Raw genomic sequence first — 18,058 nt, 5'->3', positions numbered from 1 at the left:
ATTAATAAATTGTTCAGTCAATTCCGGTTTACCGGTTAATGGATAAGCTTAACTTATCCGGGGGTGTTCCATCACTCCCGGTTGTTTTATACTCACCATTCTTCTTTTTTACATTAGGGATCGTTTCTGTAGAGTTTTTTCATTTTTGGCTTTGTTTAGTTGATATATGTTAGTTACAGGGGCGGTTACTCCCATCATTGATGATTTTGAATTAGTGTTTATTTTCTTTTTGTATTCAAGCTGCCTTTGGCGGTATTATTTAGTTTTTATTTTGTCACCTCCATCTCTACTACCTCCCCCTTCGGGTACTCCTCCTTCGTAAGGAGGAGATTAAATGATCCAAAGTCCCCTCCTTCGCAAGGAGGGGTGGCAACGCCGGGGTGGTCTTTCCAATTACTTCTGTACATATACTTTCCCTCCCTCTATTTTAAATTTTACTTTACCAGTCTGTTCAAGACTTCGCAATATTTGTGAAATGTTCTTATTCCTCGACACCAATACACTAAAGGTCTGGTCTGTATCTACACCAGGATCATAAGCTACCTCCACATCATACCAGCGCGCGATGCTGTTCATGATGTTTGTCAGGCTTTCCTTACTGAATATAAAGTCACCATTTTTCCAGGCCAGGATTTCATTCACATCTACTTCTTTTACAACTATCCGGTTAGAACCGGTTATGACCGATTGCTGATTGGGTTTTAGGACAACTGCATTAAGATCCTTCGCATTCGCGCTGGATGACAAAGCCGTACCTCGCCCACTTGTCATCCCGAGTTCCGAGGGATCTCGTCCGGATACCTTCACACTTCCCTCTAACAACGTCGTCTTAATACTTCCTTCATCCCTATAAGCGCTGATATTGAAGTGCGTTCCGAGGACCCTCACTTCCTGGCCTTCGCTTATCACAATAAATGGTCGTTTCTTATCCTTAGCCACTTCAAAATAGGCCTCCCCAGTCAACTTGACTACTCTTCCGTGTGAATGCAGTCGCGGGTCGAATTCCAAGGAACTTACAGCATTAAGCCAGACTTTCGTACCATCTGGAAGAATAACTATATAGGTTTCTCCTTTTCCAGTGCTTAAGGTATTACTTACACCATGTAACTGATCTTTCCATTCATAGCCTTTTGGAAACTGATACATAACCTGCCCGTTCGCAGTTTTAACAATACTTACACCTGCCTGCCCAGCGATCTCACCTTTTACTATATCATTTAATTTTATTTGCCTGCCATCGGTAAGTGTTAGCGTCGCACCATTCTTACCCGGCGCAATATCATTTACCACCACGCTTTTGTCATCCAGAGCATCCCGAAGGATCTCTCCTCTATAGTTAAAAAACCAAACCCCAAACACAACCATTGCAACCGCTGCCGCTACCGCAGCGATCCTAGGCCATAACCTTACTCGCTTAGGAGCTTTGCCAATTTGCAATCTTTCGTGAAGGCTTTCCAGCAATATTTCAGAAACACGGCTATCTAACAAAACAGTAAGGCTTTCCAGATCATCTTCATATTCTTTTAAAGCGATAGCCTTTAATTCGGCCATATCTCCTTCTAAATATGATTTCAGCCAATCCTTATCTTCAGTCGTCCATACGGCCGATTGTAAAAGATGTCTTAAATATTGCTCTGTATTTTCCAATGTTATCCCCTTTTCTACTAAATACAATAAGAGGGCTAAATCGGGGGGGTATCTGAAAAATTATTTTATAATGTACTCCGTGAGGACTACAAACAGTGCGGTTTCAGAATACCCGGGATTGTCTTTAATAAATTTTTTAATGCTTTCAACCGCACCGGACAGGTATTCTTTCACAGTATGTTTAGATATGTTCATTTCCAATGCCGTCTGATCGTAAGTTTTTCCCTCCAGTTTACACAATTCAAATACCCTGCGTTTTTGTGGAGACAGCTTTTGCAAAGCCATTTGTAATAATTTGTATTGTTCATCACCTTCTTCTACTTCATAGAGTTCAGCAAGATCTTCAAGGTCTGCACTTCTATCCACCACGATTGCTTCCTTCAACCGTTTCTTAGTAAAATTAATCGCATAATTAAAACTCACCGTAAATAACCAGTTGGCCGGCGATTGATCCGCATGAAGACTTTCCCGCTTATTCCACAATGCACTAAAAACATCTTGCAAAATATCCTGCGAAGAGAGCTTATCCTTAGTCAGCTTAAAAATATTCTTATAGATAGCCTGGTGGTACTTCCAGTACAGGGCATCAAAGGCCATACTATCCCCCTGCCTTAGCAAAGCAGTTAGTTCCTGATCGGTATATGCGCTATAAGCAGCCATAATGTTATTACCCCCGTTACTTTAAAGTTAGTTATTATTTGGCAAGATTATATAAGTTCCTCCATATAAACCAACTACAACGAAAAATAAATATTTATTTTTTTTGCTAAAAGGGATTAGAAGGGCTTTCCCTCATCCATCCAACCTTGCCGTCATTTCGAACGCAGAGAGAAATCTCTTGAACTCTTCTATTAACTCGCAATTGCCACTGGTCGGCCGTCATCCTAAAGCGGTCGTCATCCTGACCTGTAGCGCAGCGGAAAGCTACGAAGTAAATTTATTTCAGGATCCCGCACCTACCATTTCAGCCAGCTCTCTTCCCTTCTTAAAGTACCCAGCTCTCTCTCCTCCCCGAGGAGAGATGCCCCTTGCGGGGAGAAAGGAGTTTTTAATTTTTACCCTATTTTTTTTACGGCTTGAAGAAAGCCATAAAAAAAACCGGGTTCGGGTAGCGAGGTTATTATCAATTTATAGTGCTGAAAAGAATTGCTTCCCGCTGTCGAGTCTAACAAGGAAATCGGTAAAGGACGTTCCAACTTCAATATGATAAGATTTGTCTAGATCTATAAACGGAGAAAGTACAATCCGGTGTTCCTGCGAACCGGTCATCTCAATCGCTAGGAATTCGCCTCCGGCGTTGCTACCTATCCCTAGCGTATTTGATAGGGTGTAAATACCATAGGCTGTATTCAACTCAATGAGTTCATCTATATCCCATAGTTTGACATACTCTGCACCAATGTGACTTTCGCCACCGATATAGTTATTCAAGAAGAAAGCATAATCAGCTGGCATTCTAAAACCCACCAGAAATTCAATATCCTTAGCAGGAGTACTTGCTTCTACGCTTCGGACTGGCCAGTTGTACCTTTCTAGGATGTCTACTAAGGTTCTCATTACAAGTGATCATTATAGATTTGACTCCTGACTTGATCCGGAACATTAATCCATTTAGTATCACCATCCAATGACAACTTGCATCCGTACTCATCCCTGACAACATCGATAATGTGGTAGTACCACTGATAATAACTCCACTCTCTCGGCTTCGGAGAATAAAGGCATTTTAGATCAGCGTTCCAATGTACTTCACTAGCACTCCTCCAGATCATTGAGAATTGTTCTTTCTCCGGAACGACATAGAGCCGCTCATCACCGTCGATGCCTATTTCAGTTATTTTATCTGTTTTCATCAGTATCTCCAATGATTGTATTAATGGATAACTCATCAACATTCAGTAATGTCAGGATTTGTTGAGCCCTAGCTTTGTCATTTAGCAAAGCAGTATCAAATTCGTTCATCAGACCGCTGATGTGAAGTCTTTCGTTGACAGTCATACCGTCTAATCCATCTATAGCGGCGATCTTCTTTTGAATATATTCATCATTGTCTTCCAACATAGCGAAAGATAATAGTTTGCTTTAACTTTACCATAACCATATAGCTAACTGTCTACTAAAGAATAAATACAGATTCTGTATCGAATGACTACATTCTTCTATACTCTCTCCAGACTGTGATGCCCAGAGTGATGGTTCCAATAAACAACATTAACAGCCCTCCAAAAAACATAACGGTGTTAAGCTGGTGAGGTATGCGTACGGTGAATCCTGTTGTGGCACATAGAAGTCCCCCAACCATCAAAATGTACTAATAAATCATCTTGTGCCCAAGGCTGGTGAAGAAATATGGTTTATTACGATGAAATAAAACGGCGCTATGCTTCTCGGTCTTGCCTATATTGTCTGATGCCAGGTTTAACAACGCTAAAGACAAGGTAAAGCGTAAAGATTGAGATAAGTATGGAGAATATGACTCTCCGTAAGGGTGTAAAAGCGCTATGACTTAATGCACGTTTAAGTTTATTGATTTCGGGATCATTCTTCATATAAACTACTTCCATTTTGTATGGTTCTTCATCTACATTCATTAGGTAGTCAGGAATACGCCCACCTTCGCTATCGTGGCCTTTGATAAGTTTCCCATTTGGAAGCTTGAATTCATAGTCGTAGTAAAAGTCAAAGGCAACTCCGCCTGCATCAGTATCCGTCGCATCTTCATATACGGTTGTTATGTATCCACTGGTAGATTCTCCAAACCTCAATAGCACATATTCATAAAAAGTTTTTCCAAGTAAGGTATATATAAAATAGCTCCCGATAATAAGGAGTGCTAAGCCCGTAATAAGCGTCTTCGCTAAAGACAGGTATATGGTCTTGGTATCTTTATATTTGGCCATTGATATATTAGTTAATTTGCTTTATCTCCACAGTTGCTAGTTTCAATTTATCAGTTGAGCAGCGTATAATAAAGAGACCCAACTTGTTTTGCAAAATTATCATGTACGTAACACAGTAGTTAGTTCAGCCAAGTTAGCAGCAGTTTTGGGAGCTTTTATACTTGATGGTGAGGCGCTTAGGCATCACTATACTAAAGCTAACCCTAGGAGTATCTGCCCCTCCCAAATAGAAAAACTTTGTTATAACTTATATGAAACTTATGGAATCAATTTCTGATGCGAGAAACCCTTTTTTCTTTAGTATTTCTTTATGGTCATCTGTTAAATCACCAATGGAAGGATTAAATCTAATATATCCATCATTCCATTGGCCAGCCTTATATCGCTCTACTAGTTCCTTCTTCTCTGCCACTTCATATAAGGCGGAGCCAGTAACATAGCTCCCATATAATCCATAAGCCTTCGACGTGGTAACAAATGTGACCTGAAAAGACTTATTAAATAGCCCGAAGTTCCAAAATATATACTCGACTGAGAATCTTAACTTTTCATCATTTAACTGATTTATTCTTAACTCAACCCCCTCTATAGTGGTTGAAAAGCTATGTATTTTGCCTTCTAGAAGATCTATAGCACTTGCGTTAGCTTCACTCTTATCCAATTGTTCTAGTTGTTTGATATGGCTATCTAATACATTTTGAAAAGCCGAGTGCAATTGCTGTAGGCCTTGTAAGTCGAAACTAGTTATATCCATCGGTTTGCGTTAATTTATCTGCAATATAAGAAGACATGTAATAAAATACAACCCTATGAAGCTAATCGTTCTACTCACCGCAACTGCGAATGGAGTGAAGGTGTCAACTGGAAGAGCGCAAAGCGCGTCAGTTGACTATGTCTCGACACAAGGAACTGGCAAAGCATTTGAAAGCAAGGGATAGTGAGCAGGATGATCAAATGGTCTGACAGTTGCGCAGACTGAACGACCCGCAGGTGAGCCACACTGAGAACCGCGAATAGATTTGTTAGGGACGAAACTTTAGTGAGTTGCTATCAAAGATATAAAGAGTGGTTCATGAGCTGCGCCGCTCGCTGATAGCCTAAAATGATGACAGACTGCATGTGGGTTAACTAAGCCTAGCTGAAGCGTGATGGTTAATGTTCCTGTAGCAGTGTATTAATATCACTTTTCAACTGTGCTATTTGTTCTTCGCTATCGCTATCATAGGCTCCTCTCACCCTTCTATTTTTATCAACTAACAATAGATATCCTTGATGAATAAAGTTCTCCTTTACCTTTGCATCCTCAATCACAGCAGACATATAACTTTGCTCGGCAATTCCGTAAATATCTTCTTTACTCCCGTATGCAAATTGCCACTTCTTGCCATCAACATCAAGCTTCTGCGCATAGCGTTTAAGCTTGGAGGGGGTGTCGTACTTATAATCAATTGTATGAGACAGGAACATTACATCGGGGTTGTACTTGTACTCTTCAAAGATATCTTTCATTACCCTTTGCATGTGCGGGCAAATTGTCGTACATGAGGTAAAGAAGAAATTAGCCACATAGATTTTACTATCAAACGTCCTATTCGTAATGGCTAAGCTATCTTGATTCATGAAGTTAAAGTTCGCTACTGGTTCATTCCCTAATATAGGTAATGGTGCCACTGGCTTACAGCTTGCTATTACCAAAGCGATCACAACTAAAATGTAGATGGAGTTTCGTGGAGTCATGTTTTAAACTTATAACTTCTATATCCACAAATGTATCAATAATCTATTATTAAGAGGACGTTACACTTTTTCGGATATTGGTATGGTGCTTTTGCTGTTGTAGAAGAATACCCATTTATTTGTCAATCCTATTAAATAGTAACTAGCGGTAGATTCAATTAGTGTATCTCCAGTTTGCAATGATGTTTTTCGAATAATATTGCCATTTTTATATTTTTAGGTCCTTTTATAAACATTAATAGTAGAAACAGATATAACCAAAAAGGTAAATATTGCTATAAATAGTGTCGCCTTAGGCGGGAACTTTTTATACCTGCCACAATAGATACCATTTATGAAGTTGATTTTTATTTACCAGAAAGATAATTATATTCACTGTTTACATATTGACAATGAACGACCAAATCCTTGGATTTATAACTACAGCAGGTGGCCTTGCAATAGGCTGGACGCTAAATGAACTAAGCGGCTATTTCAAATCAGGCCGTGAAAGTAAGCAGGTGCTGAACAGGATTCTCTTTTACCAGTTTTCTATTCGGGAAGTAATCCTTAAAACCAATATCCAATCTATAGAGAAAGAGGTGGAAGAAATTCTGTTGGGTGAACTACCAGCGGAGAGTCAGCAAGAACAGCGGAGTATTTTTTCTGAAATATTCAATCGTTTTGTACAGGATGAACTCAATAGACGTTTTTCAGACAACATCAAGCGTCTAATCCGGGATTATACTACTGCGATAGATGACTTGTCTAGGATTGATCCCTATACAACTTATAAGGTAAGTGACAAGGATACAGTACTGGATTATCTTGCTTATATTGATGATTATTTCAATTTCGTAGAAACCCATCTACAGAATGAAAAAACGGATCATACTAATACGCATCATTTAAGCGGAGCGCTTGCTGTGATCAGGAAGCGGATTACGCCCTACATCTGGGAATCCGCGTTGGAAACCATTGAAGCTGATATTCGTTTAATCGCAAATTTGAAAGGGTACTGGCAGTTATTTAAAACAAACCTTTTTTTGGCAAGGACTAGAAAACTAAAGTTAGATCGAACAGCGGTATCCAAAATTAGAAGATATATCAATAGTTTCGCTGTCACTTAACAACCAAGTGCTTCGTGTTGTATTGGGGCAATGGAGAAGAGAGGGGCTCCGGTACGATTTTCTTTCTCATTTCTCCCTTCTCGATAAAGTGCCGTGCGATATCGAAAGTCTTTTCCGTGAAATCATTCGTTCCATCTGCCCGCTGGTAATAGAAGATCTTAATCGAGCGGCAGTTTTCATGGCCAAAAATTTCCCGGAACATTGTCCGGTCAGAAAGGCCACAGGAATGACCTACAATAAAAACCTGGAACTTATCGCGCATCAGAAAACGGATCAAGTCATGGTAATTCCTGGTTTTCAAGTAGGCGAAAGATTTGATGTGGTGAAATACCTCGTTGTTCCGTGCAAGTTCGAATTCTTGGTAAGTGCTGTCATATTCATCCCCAAAACCAAAAATGATGGGATTTTTATCTGCTCCTAATTGTCCGTGGATATAATTTAAAGCGTCCTTTCGCTCGATGGTATCTTGGGTAGCAGGTAAGATGACACGGCTCATGCCTAAATACTTGCTAACAGTATTGGTATAATTAAAATTCAGGAACATTGTGAATTGTGGTCGCCTGCCGCCACCAGTCTTGTCCAGTAAAAGATCTTCCTTCTGGATCTCTGACTTGAATATCTTTTCAATTTCGGGATCTTTTCTGAATGTGCCCTCCTGATACTGTGCCGACTGCAAGTAGCCTTCCAGCCTGTTTTTCAGGAATTGAAACTGCTGATTTAATTTTCGTACTTTAATTAAATCAAAAACCCTGGATTCTGGAAAACGGCAATCTTTAAGTGCATCAAAATAGTCGTTTTCCAAATCTACCCACTTTAAGTCCTTGGCTGCGTAAACTGTGTTTTCCAATAAGGCTGACTTGAACTCAAACTCATAGGAGCGGTTCTTTGACAGCGCTTCCAGTTCTTGAAACACTTTTGTGCTGTCAAATGCCGGGCTCAAGGGATGCAGAAATTTAGCTCCGTTATGGATGACCTTAATGAGCGGGTCTTCGTAGCTATTTTCATGATAAACCTTAGTGAGTACATCTACTATGTAGGCGGTGATAAAATCACAGTAACTAGTCTTTAGGCCATGCGCTAGGTCAAATCCGTTGCCTATGATGATTAATCTGTTCATTTTTGAGTTCGTTTTATCTGGAGTATATTTATCGATTCAACCACTTCAGTTTTTTAACGCATGCATTAGACTTGGCTCCTCTTAAAAGCTATTTTATAGTAGAGGTAATTTTATCAAAATCAGGTTTACTTATTGGCCTGGTATCTGTTTGACTATTATAAAGGGTTTTAAGCAATTGATATCCTCTTTCGTATATAACCTCCAATTGTTTTACTCTTGAGTCTTGCTGTTGATCTAACGTCATATTTAAATTTCCAAACATTACCTCAGCCCTTATTAACCATTTTTTCTCAGGTGAGTCAGGCGAATCCCAAAATTCTTCAAAAGCTCTAAAGCTGATCGTTGTATAATTACTTTCTTCTTTCAATAGCATCATATCACCTATAGCCTGTTGCCAATCCCTATAAATGAGCCCCAGTTTAATGGAAACCACATCAATGATTGACGATTTTAATGCAAATAATTCACTGCATTGAATCTTTAACTCCCTTAATTGAGCTGTAAGATCGTCTATAAACTTTTCCTGTATATCCGTAGGGGCTTCTGCCAGATATTTCTTTTGACTTGACTCGAGGCCTTTGAAAATCAGGTGATCTATTTCAACAGAGAGTTTCTCGATGACCCCTGGCTTCAATTTACTAGTGTCGACCTTTGCTATATCAAGAATGGTTTTTGCCATGTACATTTCAATCTGCTGTCCGTCTGCAAACGCTGACTCCAGTGATTTAATACATTCGTCAATTTCATCTCCTTTGTTTATGCTCATTTTTGATTGCAATAACTTAAATGCTCTTATCCAGCCAAATAAAACACACAATCTGAATACCGAGCTTTTGTATTTATAATCATAAAAAGTATGTGGGCTACCAATCGTCCAAAGGTAATGCGAGCGGGTACTATAAATCTCCTTAATTCGGAAATTAAACGTGCAAGCCGCCCAAAATAAGTTTGTCTTATAAAGTGCAAATAGTCGCTCCCCTTCTTTTCTCTTATTGCGATTTTCAGTCCAGTGGGGAATCCAGTAATCTTTAAATATAAAACCAAGCAATACAGTAACCAGAGTAATTAAAGCAACAATTGACGCAGCTTGAACAGGCGCTTCATTGAATTTAAACCAACTTTGGCTACTGTGGTAATCTGAAACAACCTTGTTAAGAGAATCAATCTGCTTTTTGAGTACGGCTATACTATCTGTTTTGAGCATCATTTAAATATTTATTATTAAAACAATATATACCAACTCTTTTGTTTTTAGAGCCAAATTCAGAAATTTTATTTAACATTCAATTGAGATGTTGACATTACGCGGAATATTCAAGAAGGAAAATAGAGCTTTTCAGACAATTCTACCGAATGTTTCCGCTTTTAAACGCTCTGATAATTGGATCTACCTCTATACTGAAGAACCTACACAGAAATTCATAAATACATACGAAGACTTAAAGTTAGAATCAAGGCTTATTTAACTCTGATTTGAACTCCATTTCTACATATTCAGTAAAATTTTTCTCAGCCAGTTTATCGAAAAGCTCCAAATACTCGGCTCTGATCTCTTCATCTATTTCCGGATTTTCAGCCACCAATTTTCGGTATTCTGCCGAATCATCAAACATATCCATTACATGCTTGTAAATAAATGTCCGTGAATGGTCCCGCATGTCTCGCTGGATACTGAATTTAAGAAACTCCTTAGAGTCTTTATTGACCAGATATACCTTCATTCGTTTGACCAGATCTGGTTCAAATCGCCAGTGCTCATAATAGGCCCCGCTGTCATCTGCCGGCACTCGATAATGTTCCCTCGCACCCCAAAAAAGCCAAAGTGTATCTTCACTCAGTCCATGACCACTAGCAGCCATCTGTGTGAAATAAGAACACTGATGTGCCGTAAGTTCGATCAGTGGGACGACAAAATCGTTTCCTTTCTTCTTGAGGTGGTAAATCAACTCGTTCTCAAACAGAAAAGGCGCCAGCGAAACACTGAAAAGATGATTAATAAAGTCTTTGTAATCGTCTACATTCTTTCCGTAAAGTGCATCTGTAATGTGGTTTTGATAGTTGTATATCTTATCGACGAGTGACTCATAATCAAAGTGAAACATACCTTCTTTTTCAATAACTGTCCTTCCGAAAGAAAAAATCCAGCGTATCACCTGTTCAAAGTGGCGCTTATCTTTTGTAATATCTTCCTGCATCAGCCTTGTCATCAACTCCTTATGCAACCCTTGAGTGGCACAGTACTCCATATATTCCCTCATCCGATCTGAAGCTTTTGCTGACTGGAAGTCCTTATCAGAAAGGTCGGTTCGGGATAGTCGGTAGCGGAAATAGATCTCAAAATAAAGCGGATAGGAAATCGAGTTCTTCGAATCTGGGCTGTTATACTGACTTCCCTTAAATAAGGTCATAAAAAGCCCGTCCAAAAGCGAAGCGTCTTCATCAGGCAATCCGAGTTTTTCAAGATGTGTCCTGAATACTGATACTTCTTCTACATGATTTTTAAAATCCTTTTGTTTCGCAAGCCGAGGTGAAAAGTATTGTTCATGGGTGGAACGAAGTGGAGTTTCATACAGAAACGTATCATGCTGCGTATAAATCACGTCATAAATAGCTGGGAAGCGGAACTTAATCAGCTCCAGCAATAGTAGACATTCAAAGTCAACTTCGTCACCAATCAGTTTATATGCAATTTTGAAGGTGTTTAAAAAACGAACCACATCGCGTCCTTGCCGCAGTATTCCGCTGTAAGCCCTTTCATATCGATTGCGAAATCCGTTCGGTATCATCTGATTTTCAAAAACAGCATAATGCACCTCGGATACCATTTCTTTCAAACTATTTTGCAATGTTACCAAAAGATCATCTGTCTCACGTTTGGGTAGTGGGATTTCCAGCTGAAAGATCTTATCCAGGTAATCTGATGCCGAGCCGTTCAGCGTTCCGATTGCCGATTGCACATATTCCCGATCATACCCCACCAGGTAAAAGACATTCGAAAAATTCGCGGTATTGCGGATCAGCTTCAGCACTTCAATGATCTCTGCAGGGTAAAGTCGGTCAAGATCGTCAATGGTCACAATAACCTTCCGCCCGGTAGCACCAAGCATCTTATTGATCTGATCATACTCTCCTGAACTTTGCACGGATCCCTGGCTCCTTAAAAACCCGATCCAGTTGACCACCGACGCTGCCCTCTCATCGAAACTAGCTAGCTTCCGGCCATAGCTGTAAATTAGGGAGGAAGTTTTAAGATCGACTGCGGCCACCTTATCCGCCAGCAGGTCAAAAAATTCCCTACGGATCATTTCAGGATTGGCAGCACTCCAAGGGTCAAAGGATATTTTCAACACTTCAGTGTTCTTCAGTGCAAGGTTTATTAGGTTTAAAAATGAGGTCTTACCACTTCCGTATTGCCCCAAAATGCCGATTGCAAATGATTTTAAGTTATCAGTATCTTGTATCAAAGCAGCGATCTCCGTAGCGGCTATCTTACGCTTGAAATGGTCACCCTCATAATTGGTCACTGTACTATCTTCAAAAAAGCCCTTATCAATTGACCGCTCAGGAATCTTTTTCTTTTTAAACTGCAATAAATAGCAAAGCAGCAACGACAACAGGCTAGCAAATAGTACCATATCCCAATAATAAACATTGGACAGTAACGACATTTTGGTAAATGACCAATATCCATTCGCCCGTTGAAATCCGTAAATGATCAAGCCAAAAGCGGCCGACCTGTACAAAACCTTCAGACGCTGCTCAGTTGCGATCCATGTGAAAATACCCAGTACTAGAACAACAAAAATCAAATCCTGCCATACGCCACCTTCAAATGAGGAAAACAGCGGGCGTACCAATATCGCATCAAGCAGACGGCTGACAGGAATCCTGAAAAACAACAGCACGAAAATTAGCAAAAGTGCACCCAGGAGCGGAAAAGTATGGAATTTATATTTCAACGTTAATTTTTAGCTAAGATAAAGTTTTTGAAGGCACAGATTTTACTTTGTGCAAAACTTGAAGTATACCCAGATGATTAACCGATGTCAAAAGTCTTTGTGAGAATACGAATCTATAAGTTATTCCAACATTTAACTCTAGTCATATAAATCAATGTACAAGCGTAACACATGTATATCTTGAGATTGTTTACAAAACTCTTTCAAGAATTTCTTTAAAGCAGTACTTTTACGAAATTTATCAGTGTAGTGTATGGTCAAATGGTTAAAAAGCCATTCAGAATCAAACAATGAATAATTGAAATTTTCCATGTCCAATAACCACGAGTAATAGGCATCCAACTGCTTAAAATGCGAAATCCATTGTGAATCAATAGGCAAACCAAACTTGATCATGTAGTTAATGAATGCGTCGATCCTGCTATCGTTGTAATATTCTTTCCTTTTGAAAACAGTAACTCCTTTTCCTTTCCCAACCCTTTTTGCAATACTGGAAATATACTGGGCATGCCATTTTTTATTAAAAGCAATGACATCATACATGACGGTCGTGTAGTATACCTCATCATTGAAGTCGGCCTGTAAAAAATGTTTTATGAATTTTGAAATCTCTGCCTTTTTTGATTTTGCACTAGAAATCGAATACAAAGTACAAATAACATCTATTGAGCGGTAATTCTCCTTCAAATAATCATTAGTTAGGTATTTGTCTTGGATTTTCTTCCAGATTGAGGTTGGAAAAATTACTTTTTGGTTGCGGTCATCCATGATGTGACCAATAATATCAACTACTGTAGCTGTATCTATACTATCTGTAGATAGTGCGAAATACAAAAGGTCTTCCAATTGATTATCACGGAATTTTGCCGCTTTATGATTAATGAAAAATCTCAATGTCCTGGTCAATTCTGATTCATTGAGATGCTGTTGTGTTTTTAAAAACGACATTAACGTTTCGAAAACTACATCAAAATCCGATTGGCCAATATCGAGGATGCCAAAGAAGGTTACGAAATTATAAAAAATCCGCCGGTAGCCAGACCAAAACACAGATCTAGCCTCGCTGTCAAAATCTTTGTAGGTCTCAATTGTTGCATCATAATCTTTCAAGAAAGCAGAGAAACGTTGAACAATGGTCTCTTCATTATCAGGCTCGCCATAATTGAGTTGTTCAAGCTTATACCGCTGGTACATTTCAGTTATATCCTTTGTGTTGGCGTTCAGGATTATCTTTTCAAGCAAGCTATCGCTAAACTGTATTAATTTTCCACCTAATGTATTCTTGCATCCATACGATGCAAAAACACCTTCGATAAATATCTTTGTCAAATCTCGAACTTCATAGAACCGATCAAAGATCAGATGGTTGTATTCTAAAAAACAAAGAGTTTCTTGGAATATATTCAGGAGCTCCCTGGTAAGGTTATTCCAACCACTGCTCTGTGAGTAAAAGAGATCTCGGATCTTGATGATCAATTCCTGCATCTTTTTTCGGGTGTCTCTAACAAACTGGAGATCTTTTATCCACAATAAGATGTCATTGTTGGCGCGATTTGCATATAAAAGAAAATGCTTTTCAAGGTCGATCTTTTCTGACTGTTCGATCAATGATAGTTCTTCCGGCGTATCATCATGTTCATATTTGATTAGCTTTCCTATCTGTATGATATTAAATTGAGCAATAAAATGGCTGACATATTGTTTATTGGAAATTGCTTCCTCAGAAAACTTAGCAAGCACATCGAATGCCGCCCGGTATTGTCCCATTTTATAATGCACGTAGGCTTTCTTCAAAGCTGGTTCCTGCTGATTGTCTCTTGCGGACAATAAATCCATCAAATCCTTAAAACGAAAGGCCCTGTACATGCAAAGTGAGCAATCACAGTCAGTTTGTTTAGGCATTGGGATCTGTACAGGTTCAAATCTTTGCTTTTCGGTCGCAACGAATGCAATAAGATTTCCTCTTAAACATCGTAATATATTATTGGTATCATCTTCGATATCTCCCGCATAGACCCCATCCTTGGTCGCTAAATGTTTGAACCACTCCAAAAGTTCAATATTGTCTGTGGTAGCAGTAAAGGGTTGTTGCGTTATGTACTCATGATTAGTAATCAAGAATGGATGATGGTTTATGATCATTTTTTTAGGCAGGAAACTAATGTCCTCGAAACGCTTATCCAAATATTCTTTGAGCTGGTCAGCGGCGGAAAGTTTTCTGTTAATTGCAATAATTGCGGGTATACTCTTTTGTGTGGCGATTTGTACCTTACTCTTAGTAAGTCCTATTCCTTTTAAATGATCTATTCCCTGATGTAAGTCGGCGAAGTACTGGACTTTGATTCCAGGATAGCATCCAGAAATATCTGGATGAAGAATGCTCTTGGGATTGTCTAGATCTCCAAATTCGTTATGATTGGATGAAAAGAAATAGAGTTCGTTCTCTTGCCTGCGAATGAGTTCAGACAAAGTGGAGAAGATCAATACAGCATCATTTTGACTGTCACCTTTAATTAGGAAAGGCGCCTTCTTTTCCCTTTTATGCTTCCTCGCAAGTAATACCTCTTCATCACCTTCTTGCACAAAAATCGATAGAGAAAGTAACCGATCAACTTCCGCAATTTGCGATTTTAAAAGTCGATCAGCTGTTTCCATCTCGAAGTCATCAAAGTCAGGCAATTTTCCGAATAGCTGCGACTTCTTCAAATCTTTGACATGATTTCCCATCGCTTTTTCAATTCTTTTTTCACTTTCCAATCGGTGTTTCGCCCACTCGTCTTTTAGGACTTCCGGGCAGAACAAAATGATTTCGCTTTGATCTATCCAGCTGGACAGCTGCCTTAGGTGATCATTATATTCGATGGGAGAGATAAGCTCACGCCAGACACAGGTATCGATTAAAAGATTTTTTGCCATGTGTAAATATGCAGAAAGAAATATTTAAGAACAATTGCGATATTTATCCAAGGATTAATTCTTTGACGTTTAATATTAATTAGCTTCACCCTTTTCTAAAAATTCACAGCTACAACTAACTCTGTCTACTGGTGTCTACATGAAGATTTGAAATTCCTATTTGATCTACCCCCATTCAAAGGCTACCTTATGAGATTGAATCTTTTATTGAAAGTATTATAGTTCAATCCAGGGATTATTCTGTTCATCTGGATTGTAAACCTAAAGACACCGAATCACTCATCAGCAAGAAAGGCCCAATCAGATTACATTATTCAAAACTGGCTAAGGAACCGAAACACCATAGGTTTTGCAATTCTATTAGTCGATTCCTAAGTCCCTATGCATCTGATGCCACTCTTTTCCAAACTCAATCATTTCTAATGCAGCTTTTCTTTTATCTTCTGGCAGACATGGAATGCAAGTTGGGTATTGAATACCTTTATAATGCTTTTTACATTTGGGGCATAATTCCATATTATTTATATCGTAGCTAAACGCACATTTCTTGCAGGCTGTTATTGTATCTTCAAAAGAGAGATATTTGATGTTATCGTTTAAATAGAGCAAAAATGCTTCTTTCTCGATTGCTTCGGCATTATTACTTTTTACACCTTCTCTTTGCAACCAATATCTTACACTTGATAAGTTGTGACTATTTCTCCACTTTCTTGACATGAAACACTTATCTCGAACTTCAATTGCATGTTCATTCCCATAAAAAATAGAAACAAGCTCTTCAACTGATTTGTAAACTGCTTCATCAAATTCGTGTTTACATACAGTACAAAGGTATTGAGGACGTTTTGTGACTCTTTTATTGGGATTACTAAACTTACATTTTGGGCAAAGTGGAACAGGGAGGTAATCGTAATTTTCGTTTATATACTTAATAAAATCACTCCTATTAATGTTGGAATTTGTGTCTATATTTTCTCTAGCATAAGCTCTGGTTACTTCTAATTTATATTCAGGAAATTTTCTAGGGTGAGAACGATGTTGTAAGGTTAATGTTTCTTTACTCTCACATATTTCACATTTATCTTTAATAAATGCGGCTCTCCTTTCCCTCCAATCTTTTGTATGCCATGATTTTTTCCCTTCCTCAAAGTCCTTCCAATATAATTCTTTTGCGATATCTATTGTAATCTCACCCTTAACCAACTTTTCCCTTAATTCTATATGCTCCTTAAATGTTAACATATTATTTTACTGTCTATCTATAATTAATAAATAATTCAGCAAGTCATATAAGAATGTCGAGCTGTTAAGTATCTCTAAACTAGTACTAACATTTCAACTTTACAAATCAGTAACTACCATTCCATAACCTTTTTGTTAAGCCACCCCTTCGAAATAAGCCTTTTAATTGGATTAAGGTCAGTATTCTAATCTAGTTCGTGTTGAAACGCCACTTATAAGTTCGGTTTTAAACGTTTCTTTTTGATCTACCCCCCATTTAAAGACTATCTTGAAACATTTAATCTTTTATTGGTGTCAGAAGATTTTATATTAGATTAGTTGCAATGAAAATAGAAAAGCCGAAAGTACCTAAGGGGTTATGCTACGTAATTAAGTCCTCTCAGCTCGAAGAGATCTTTGAGGAGTTAGGGGTAACCATAGATATTTCGGTTAAGTACTATTTTTCAAAAGAGGGCGCACAGGGAATTAGAGTTTTCGAATGTTTGTACTGGCTTCCCAACAAAAACGTCCCTTATGAAAGACTTTACATTAATGTCGGCACTGTTACCTTTACCCAGAAAGATAAGATTGATACACTTTTAAAAGAGTTTTTCCCAAAATTTAAGGAATGGGTGTTGTTTATGGCATCTCTGTCAGAAAATTCAACGTTTCTAAAACAGAATAATTATATCCAGGCTAACTTTACAAATGATAGTTTAACAGTGAAATCAAGCCCTTGAGTGGGCATTTCGCTTCCTGCTGATCGCGGTATGCTCAAAGAGCATGAATTAAATTAGTTCTCGCCCCAAAGAGGTACTTTTTACTTAAATTGCAAGTATGGGACATAAGAAAGTTTGCTTTGAATGCAGGAAAGCTTATAGCATCAACGGATTGATGTTTTCTGAGATTGAACATAGCTGTCCTGAATGCGACTGTAAAGCTGTAGTATTGAATCATAAGTTTAGACCTCCAAAGCGAGAAGATACAAAGCAGTGGGATCTTGCTAAGTTTCTGGTTGATCACGGGTTTTACTTCGATCATGTCAATTGTAACGGTAGTTATGTTCGATATCCAACTACAATGGAGGATGCTAAGACATTCGTGGTTAAATATAAAAAGCAGGCCTATCTTCCATCTAAAGATTAACTTATTGTTGACTATATTGACACTAAGATTCAATTGAATAAACTATAAATGCTATTCCTCCCATAAAGCAGATAATTGCTAGGCGCCAGGATCTATAATAATCAGAGGATGATATTCTATTTGGATCTTCAATAAAGAATCGGTTATCACCCGGTCTTAATGGCTTTTTACCTCTAACCTCTTTATAGAACACATAGGACATAATGAAAAGTATGATTCCAACGCAAAATTTAGTTAAGTTCTCCATACGCTTTTGTTTCGCCCGAAGATAAATGTTCATTTATTAAGACCCCAATCAAATATCGG

At 38.4% G+C, this 18,058-nt stretch carries 17 protein-coding genes; 4 read left to right on the top strand and 13 right to left on the bottom strand.

What is annotated here, in order from left to right; translation table 11 throughout:
- Positions 1-393: 393 nt before the first annotated feature.
- The 7 genes from R2Q78_RS18790 to R2Q78_RS18760 form a co-directional block, all read right to left on the bottom strand.
- Positions 394-1,674, bottom strand: coding sequence for a FecR family protein (locus R2Q78_RS18790; RefSeq protein WP_316794092.1), 1,281 nt, complete (start codon positions 1,672-1,674; stop codon positions 394-396).
- 33 nt (positions 1,675-1,707) lie between these two features.
- Positions 1,708-2,307: an RNA polymerase sigma factor gene (locus tag R2Q78_RS18785; RefSeq protein WP_316794091.1), complete on the bottom strand. Its 600-nt coding sequence runs from the start codon at positions 2,305-2,307 to the stop codon at positions 1,708-1,710.
- A gap of 468 nt (positions 2,308-2,775) precedes the next feature.
- Positions 2,776-3,204, bottom strand: a complete 429-nt coding sequence (locus R2Q78_RS18780) for an SMI1/KNR4 family protein (protein WP_316794090.1) — start codon at positions 3,202-3,204, stop codon at positions 2,776-2,778.
- Positions 3,204-3,536, bottom strand: a complete 333-nt coding sequence (locus R2Q78_RS18775) for a hypothetical protein (protein ID WP_316794089.1) — start codon at positions 3,534-3,536, stop codon at positions 3,204-3,206. Before R2Q78_RS18775 ends, R2Q78_RS18780 begins: the two co-directional genes overlap by 1 nt.
- Positions 3,487-3,708 (bottom strand): hypothetical protein, encoded by a 222-nt coding sequence (locus R2Q78_RS18770; RefSeq protein ID WP_316794088.1) that lies wholly within the window; start codon positions 3,706-3,708, stop codon positions 3,487-3,489. Before R2Q78_RS18770 ends, R2Q78_RS18775 begins: the two co-directional genes overlap by 50 nt.
- A 317-nt stretch (positions 3,709-4,025) precedes the next feature.
- Positions 4,026-4,547: a hypothetical protein gene (locus tag R2Q78_RS18765; protein ID WP_316794087.1), complete on the bottom strand. Its 522-nt coding sequence runs from the start codon at positions 4,545-4,547 to the stop codon at positions 4,026-4,028.
- A gap of 247 nt (positions 4,548-4,794) precedes the next feature.
- Entirely contained in the window at positions 4,795-5,301 is a 507-nt protein-coding gene (locus tag R2Q78_RS18760) for a hypothetical protein (protein ID WP_316794086.1), read from the bottom strand.
- Positions 5,302-5,356: 55 nt separating this feature from the next.
- Here R2Q78_RS18760 and R2Q78_RS18755 point away from each other — a divergent pair, with 55 nt between their 5' ends.
- Positions 5,357-5,485 (top strand): hypothetical protein, encoded by a 129-nt coding sequence (locus tag R2Q78_RS18755; protein ID WP_316794085.1) that lies wholly within the window; start codon positions 5,357-5,359, stop codon positions 5,483-5,485.
- Between the two features lie 214 nt (positions 5,486-5,699).
- On the opposite strand, the gene R2Q78_RS18750 is transcribed toward R2Q78_RS18755, so the two are convergent.
- A complete protein-coding gene (locus R2Q78_RS18750) occupies positions 5,700-6,167 on the bottom strand; it encodes an SCO family protein (protein WP_316794084.1) in 468 nt (155 codons plus the stop codon).
- A 509-nt stretch (positions 6,168-6,676) separates the two neighbouring features.
- On the opposite strand from R2Q78_RS18750, the gene R2Q78_RS18745 reads away from it, so the two are divergent.
- On the top strand, positions 6,677-7,393 hold the full coding sequence (locus R2Q78_RS18745) for a hypothetical protein (RefSeq protein WP_316794083.1): 717 nt from the start codon (positions 6,677-6,679) through the stop codon (positions 7,391-7,393).
- Here the strand turns inward: R2Q78_RS18745 and R2Q78_RS18740 are convergent.
- The 5 genes from R2Q78_RS18740 to R2Q78_RS18720 all read right to left on the bottom strand — a co-directional run bounded on the left by R2Q78_RS18740 (position 7,386) and on the right by R2Q78_RS18720 (position 16,627).
- Positions 7,386-8,510, bottom strand: a complete 1,125-nt coding sequence (locus R2Q78_RS18740) for an AbiH family protein (RefSeq protein WP_316794082.1) — start codon at positions 8,508-8,510, stop codon at positions 7,386-7,388. The two genes, R2Q78_RS18745 and R2Q78_RS18740, sit on opposite strands and share 8 nt — an antisense overlap.
- A gap of 88 nt (positions 8,511-8,598) precedes the next feature.
- Entirely contained in the window at positions 8,599-9,717 is a 1,119-nt protein-coding gene (locus R2Q78_RS18735) for a hypothetical protein (RefSeq protein ID WP_316794081.1), read from the bottom strand.
- A gap of 244 nt (positions 9,718-9,961) precedes the next feature.
- Entirely contained in the window at positions 9,962-12,469 is a 2,508-nt protein-coding gene (locus R2Q78_RS18730) for a P-loop NTPase fold protein (RefSeq protein WP_316794080.1), read from the bottom strand.
- Positions 12,470-12,607: 138 nt separating this feature from the next.
- A complete protein-coding gene (locus tag R2Q78_RS18725) occupies positions 12,608-15,385 on the bottom strand; it encodes a PIN domain-containing protein (protein WP_316794079.1) in 2,778 nt (925 codons plus the stop codon).
- 360 nt (positions 15,386-15,745) lie between these two features.
- Positions 15,746-16,627 (bottom strand): hypothetical protein, encoded by an 882-nt coding sequence (locus R2Q78_RS18720; RefSeq protein WP_316794078.1) that lies wholly within the window; start codon positions 16,625-16,627, stop codon positions 15,746-15,748.
- 323 nt (positions 16,628-16,950) lie between these two features.
- On the opposite strand from R2Q78_RS18720, the gene R2Q78_RS18715 reads away from it, so the two are divergent.
- Together R2Q78_RS18715 and R2Q78_RS18710 are read left to right on the top strand one after the other, a co-directional pair.
- Positions 16,951-17,346, top strand: a complete 396-nt coding sequence (locus R2Q78_RS18715; RefSeq protein ID WP_316794077.1) for a hypothetical protein — start codon at positions 16,951-16,953, stop codon at positions 17,344-17,346.
- Positions 17,347-17,443: 97 nt separating this feature from the next.
- Positions 17,444-17,752, top strand: coding sequence for a hypothetical protein (locus R2Q78_RS18710; protein WP_316794076.1), 309 nt, complete (start codon positions 17,444-17,446; stop codon positions 17,750-17,752).
- The last annotated feature ends 306 nt before the right edge of the window (positions 17,753-18,058 follow it).

The organism is Pedobacter frigoris (assembly GCF_032678645.1).
Classification (GTDB): Bacteria; Bacteroidota; Bacteroidia; order Sphingobacteriales; family Sphingobacteriaceae; genus Pedobacter; species Pedobacter frigoris_A.
This window is presented reverse-complemented; position numbering and strand designations above follow the sequence as displayed.

Excerpts from the sequence above, each read along its gene's own strand:
- R2Q78_RS18785 (WP_316794091.1), bottom strand. The coding sequence starts at position 2,307 with ATGGCTGCTTATAGCGCATATACCGATCAGGAACTAACTGCTTTGCTA.
- R2Q78_RS18780 (WP_316794090.1), bottom strand. The coding sequence starts at position 3,204 with ATGAGAACCTTAGTAGACATCCTAGAAAGGTACAACTGGCCAGTCCGA.
- R2Q78_RS18775 (WP_316794089.1), bottom strand. The coding sequence starts at position 3,536 with ATGAGTTATCCATTAATACAATCATTGGAGATACTGATGAAAACAGAT.
- R2Q78_RS18770 (WP_316794088.1), bottom strand. The coding sequence starts at position 3,708 with ATGTTGGAAGACAATGATGAATATATTCAAAAGAAGATCGCCGCTATA.
- R2Q78_RS18765 (WP_316794087.1), bottom strand. The coding sequence starts at position 4,547 with ATGGCCAAATATAAAGATACCAAGACCATATACCTGTCTTTAGCGAAG.
- R2Q78_RS18760 (WP_316794086.1), bottom strand. The coding sequence starts at position 5,301 with ATGGATATAACTAGTTTCGACTTACAAGGCCTACAGCAATTGCACTCG.
- R2Q78_RS18755 (WP_316794085.1), top strand. The coding sequence starts at position 5,357 with ATGAAGCTAATCGTTCTACTCACCGCAACTGCGAATGGAGTGAAGGTG.
- R2Q78_RS18750 (WP_316794084.1), bottom strand. The coding sequence starts at position 6,167 with ATGAATCAAGATAGCTTAGCCATTACGAATAGGACGTTTGATAGTAAA.
- R2Q78_RS18745 (WP_316794083.1), top strand. The coding sequence starts at position 6,677 with ATGAACGACCAAATCCTTGGATTTATAACTACAGCAGGTGGCCTTGCA.
- R2Q78_RS18740 (WP_316794082.1), bottom strand. The coding sequence starts at position 8,510 with ATGAACAGATTAATCATCATAGGCAACGGATTTGACCTAGCGCATGGC.
- R2Q78_RS18735 (WP_316794081.1), bottom strand. The coding sequence starts at position 9,717 with ATGATGCTCAAAACAGATAGTATAGCCGTACTCAAAAAGCAGATTGAT.
- R2Q78_RS18725 (WP_316794079.1), bottom strand. The coding sequence starts at position 15,385 with ATGGCAAAAAATCTTTTAATCGATACCTGTGTCTGGCGTGAGCTTATC.
- R2Q78_RS18720 (WP_316794078.1), bottom strand. The coding sequence starts at position 16,627 with ATGTTAACATTTAAGGAGCATATAGAATTAAGGGAAAAGTTGGTTAAG.
- R2Q78_RS18715 (WP_316794077.1), top strand. The coding sequence starts at position 16,951 with ATGAAAATAGAAAAGCCGAAAGTACCTAAGGGGTTATGCTACGTAATT.
- R2Q78_RS18710 (WP_316794076.1), top strand. The coding sequence starts at position 17,444 with ATGGGACATAAGAAAGTTTGCTTTGAATGCAGGAAAGCTTATAGCATC.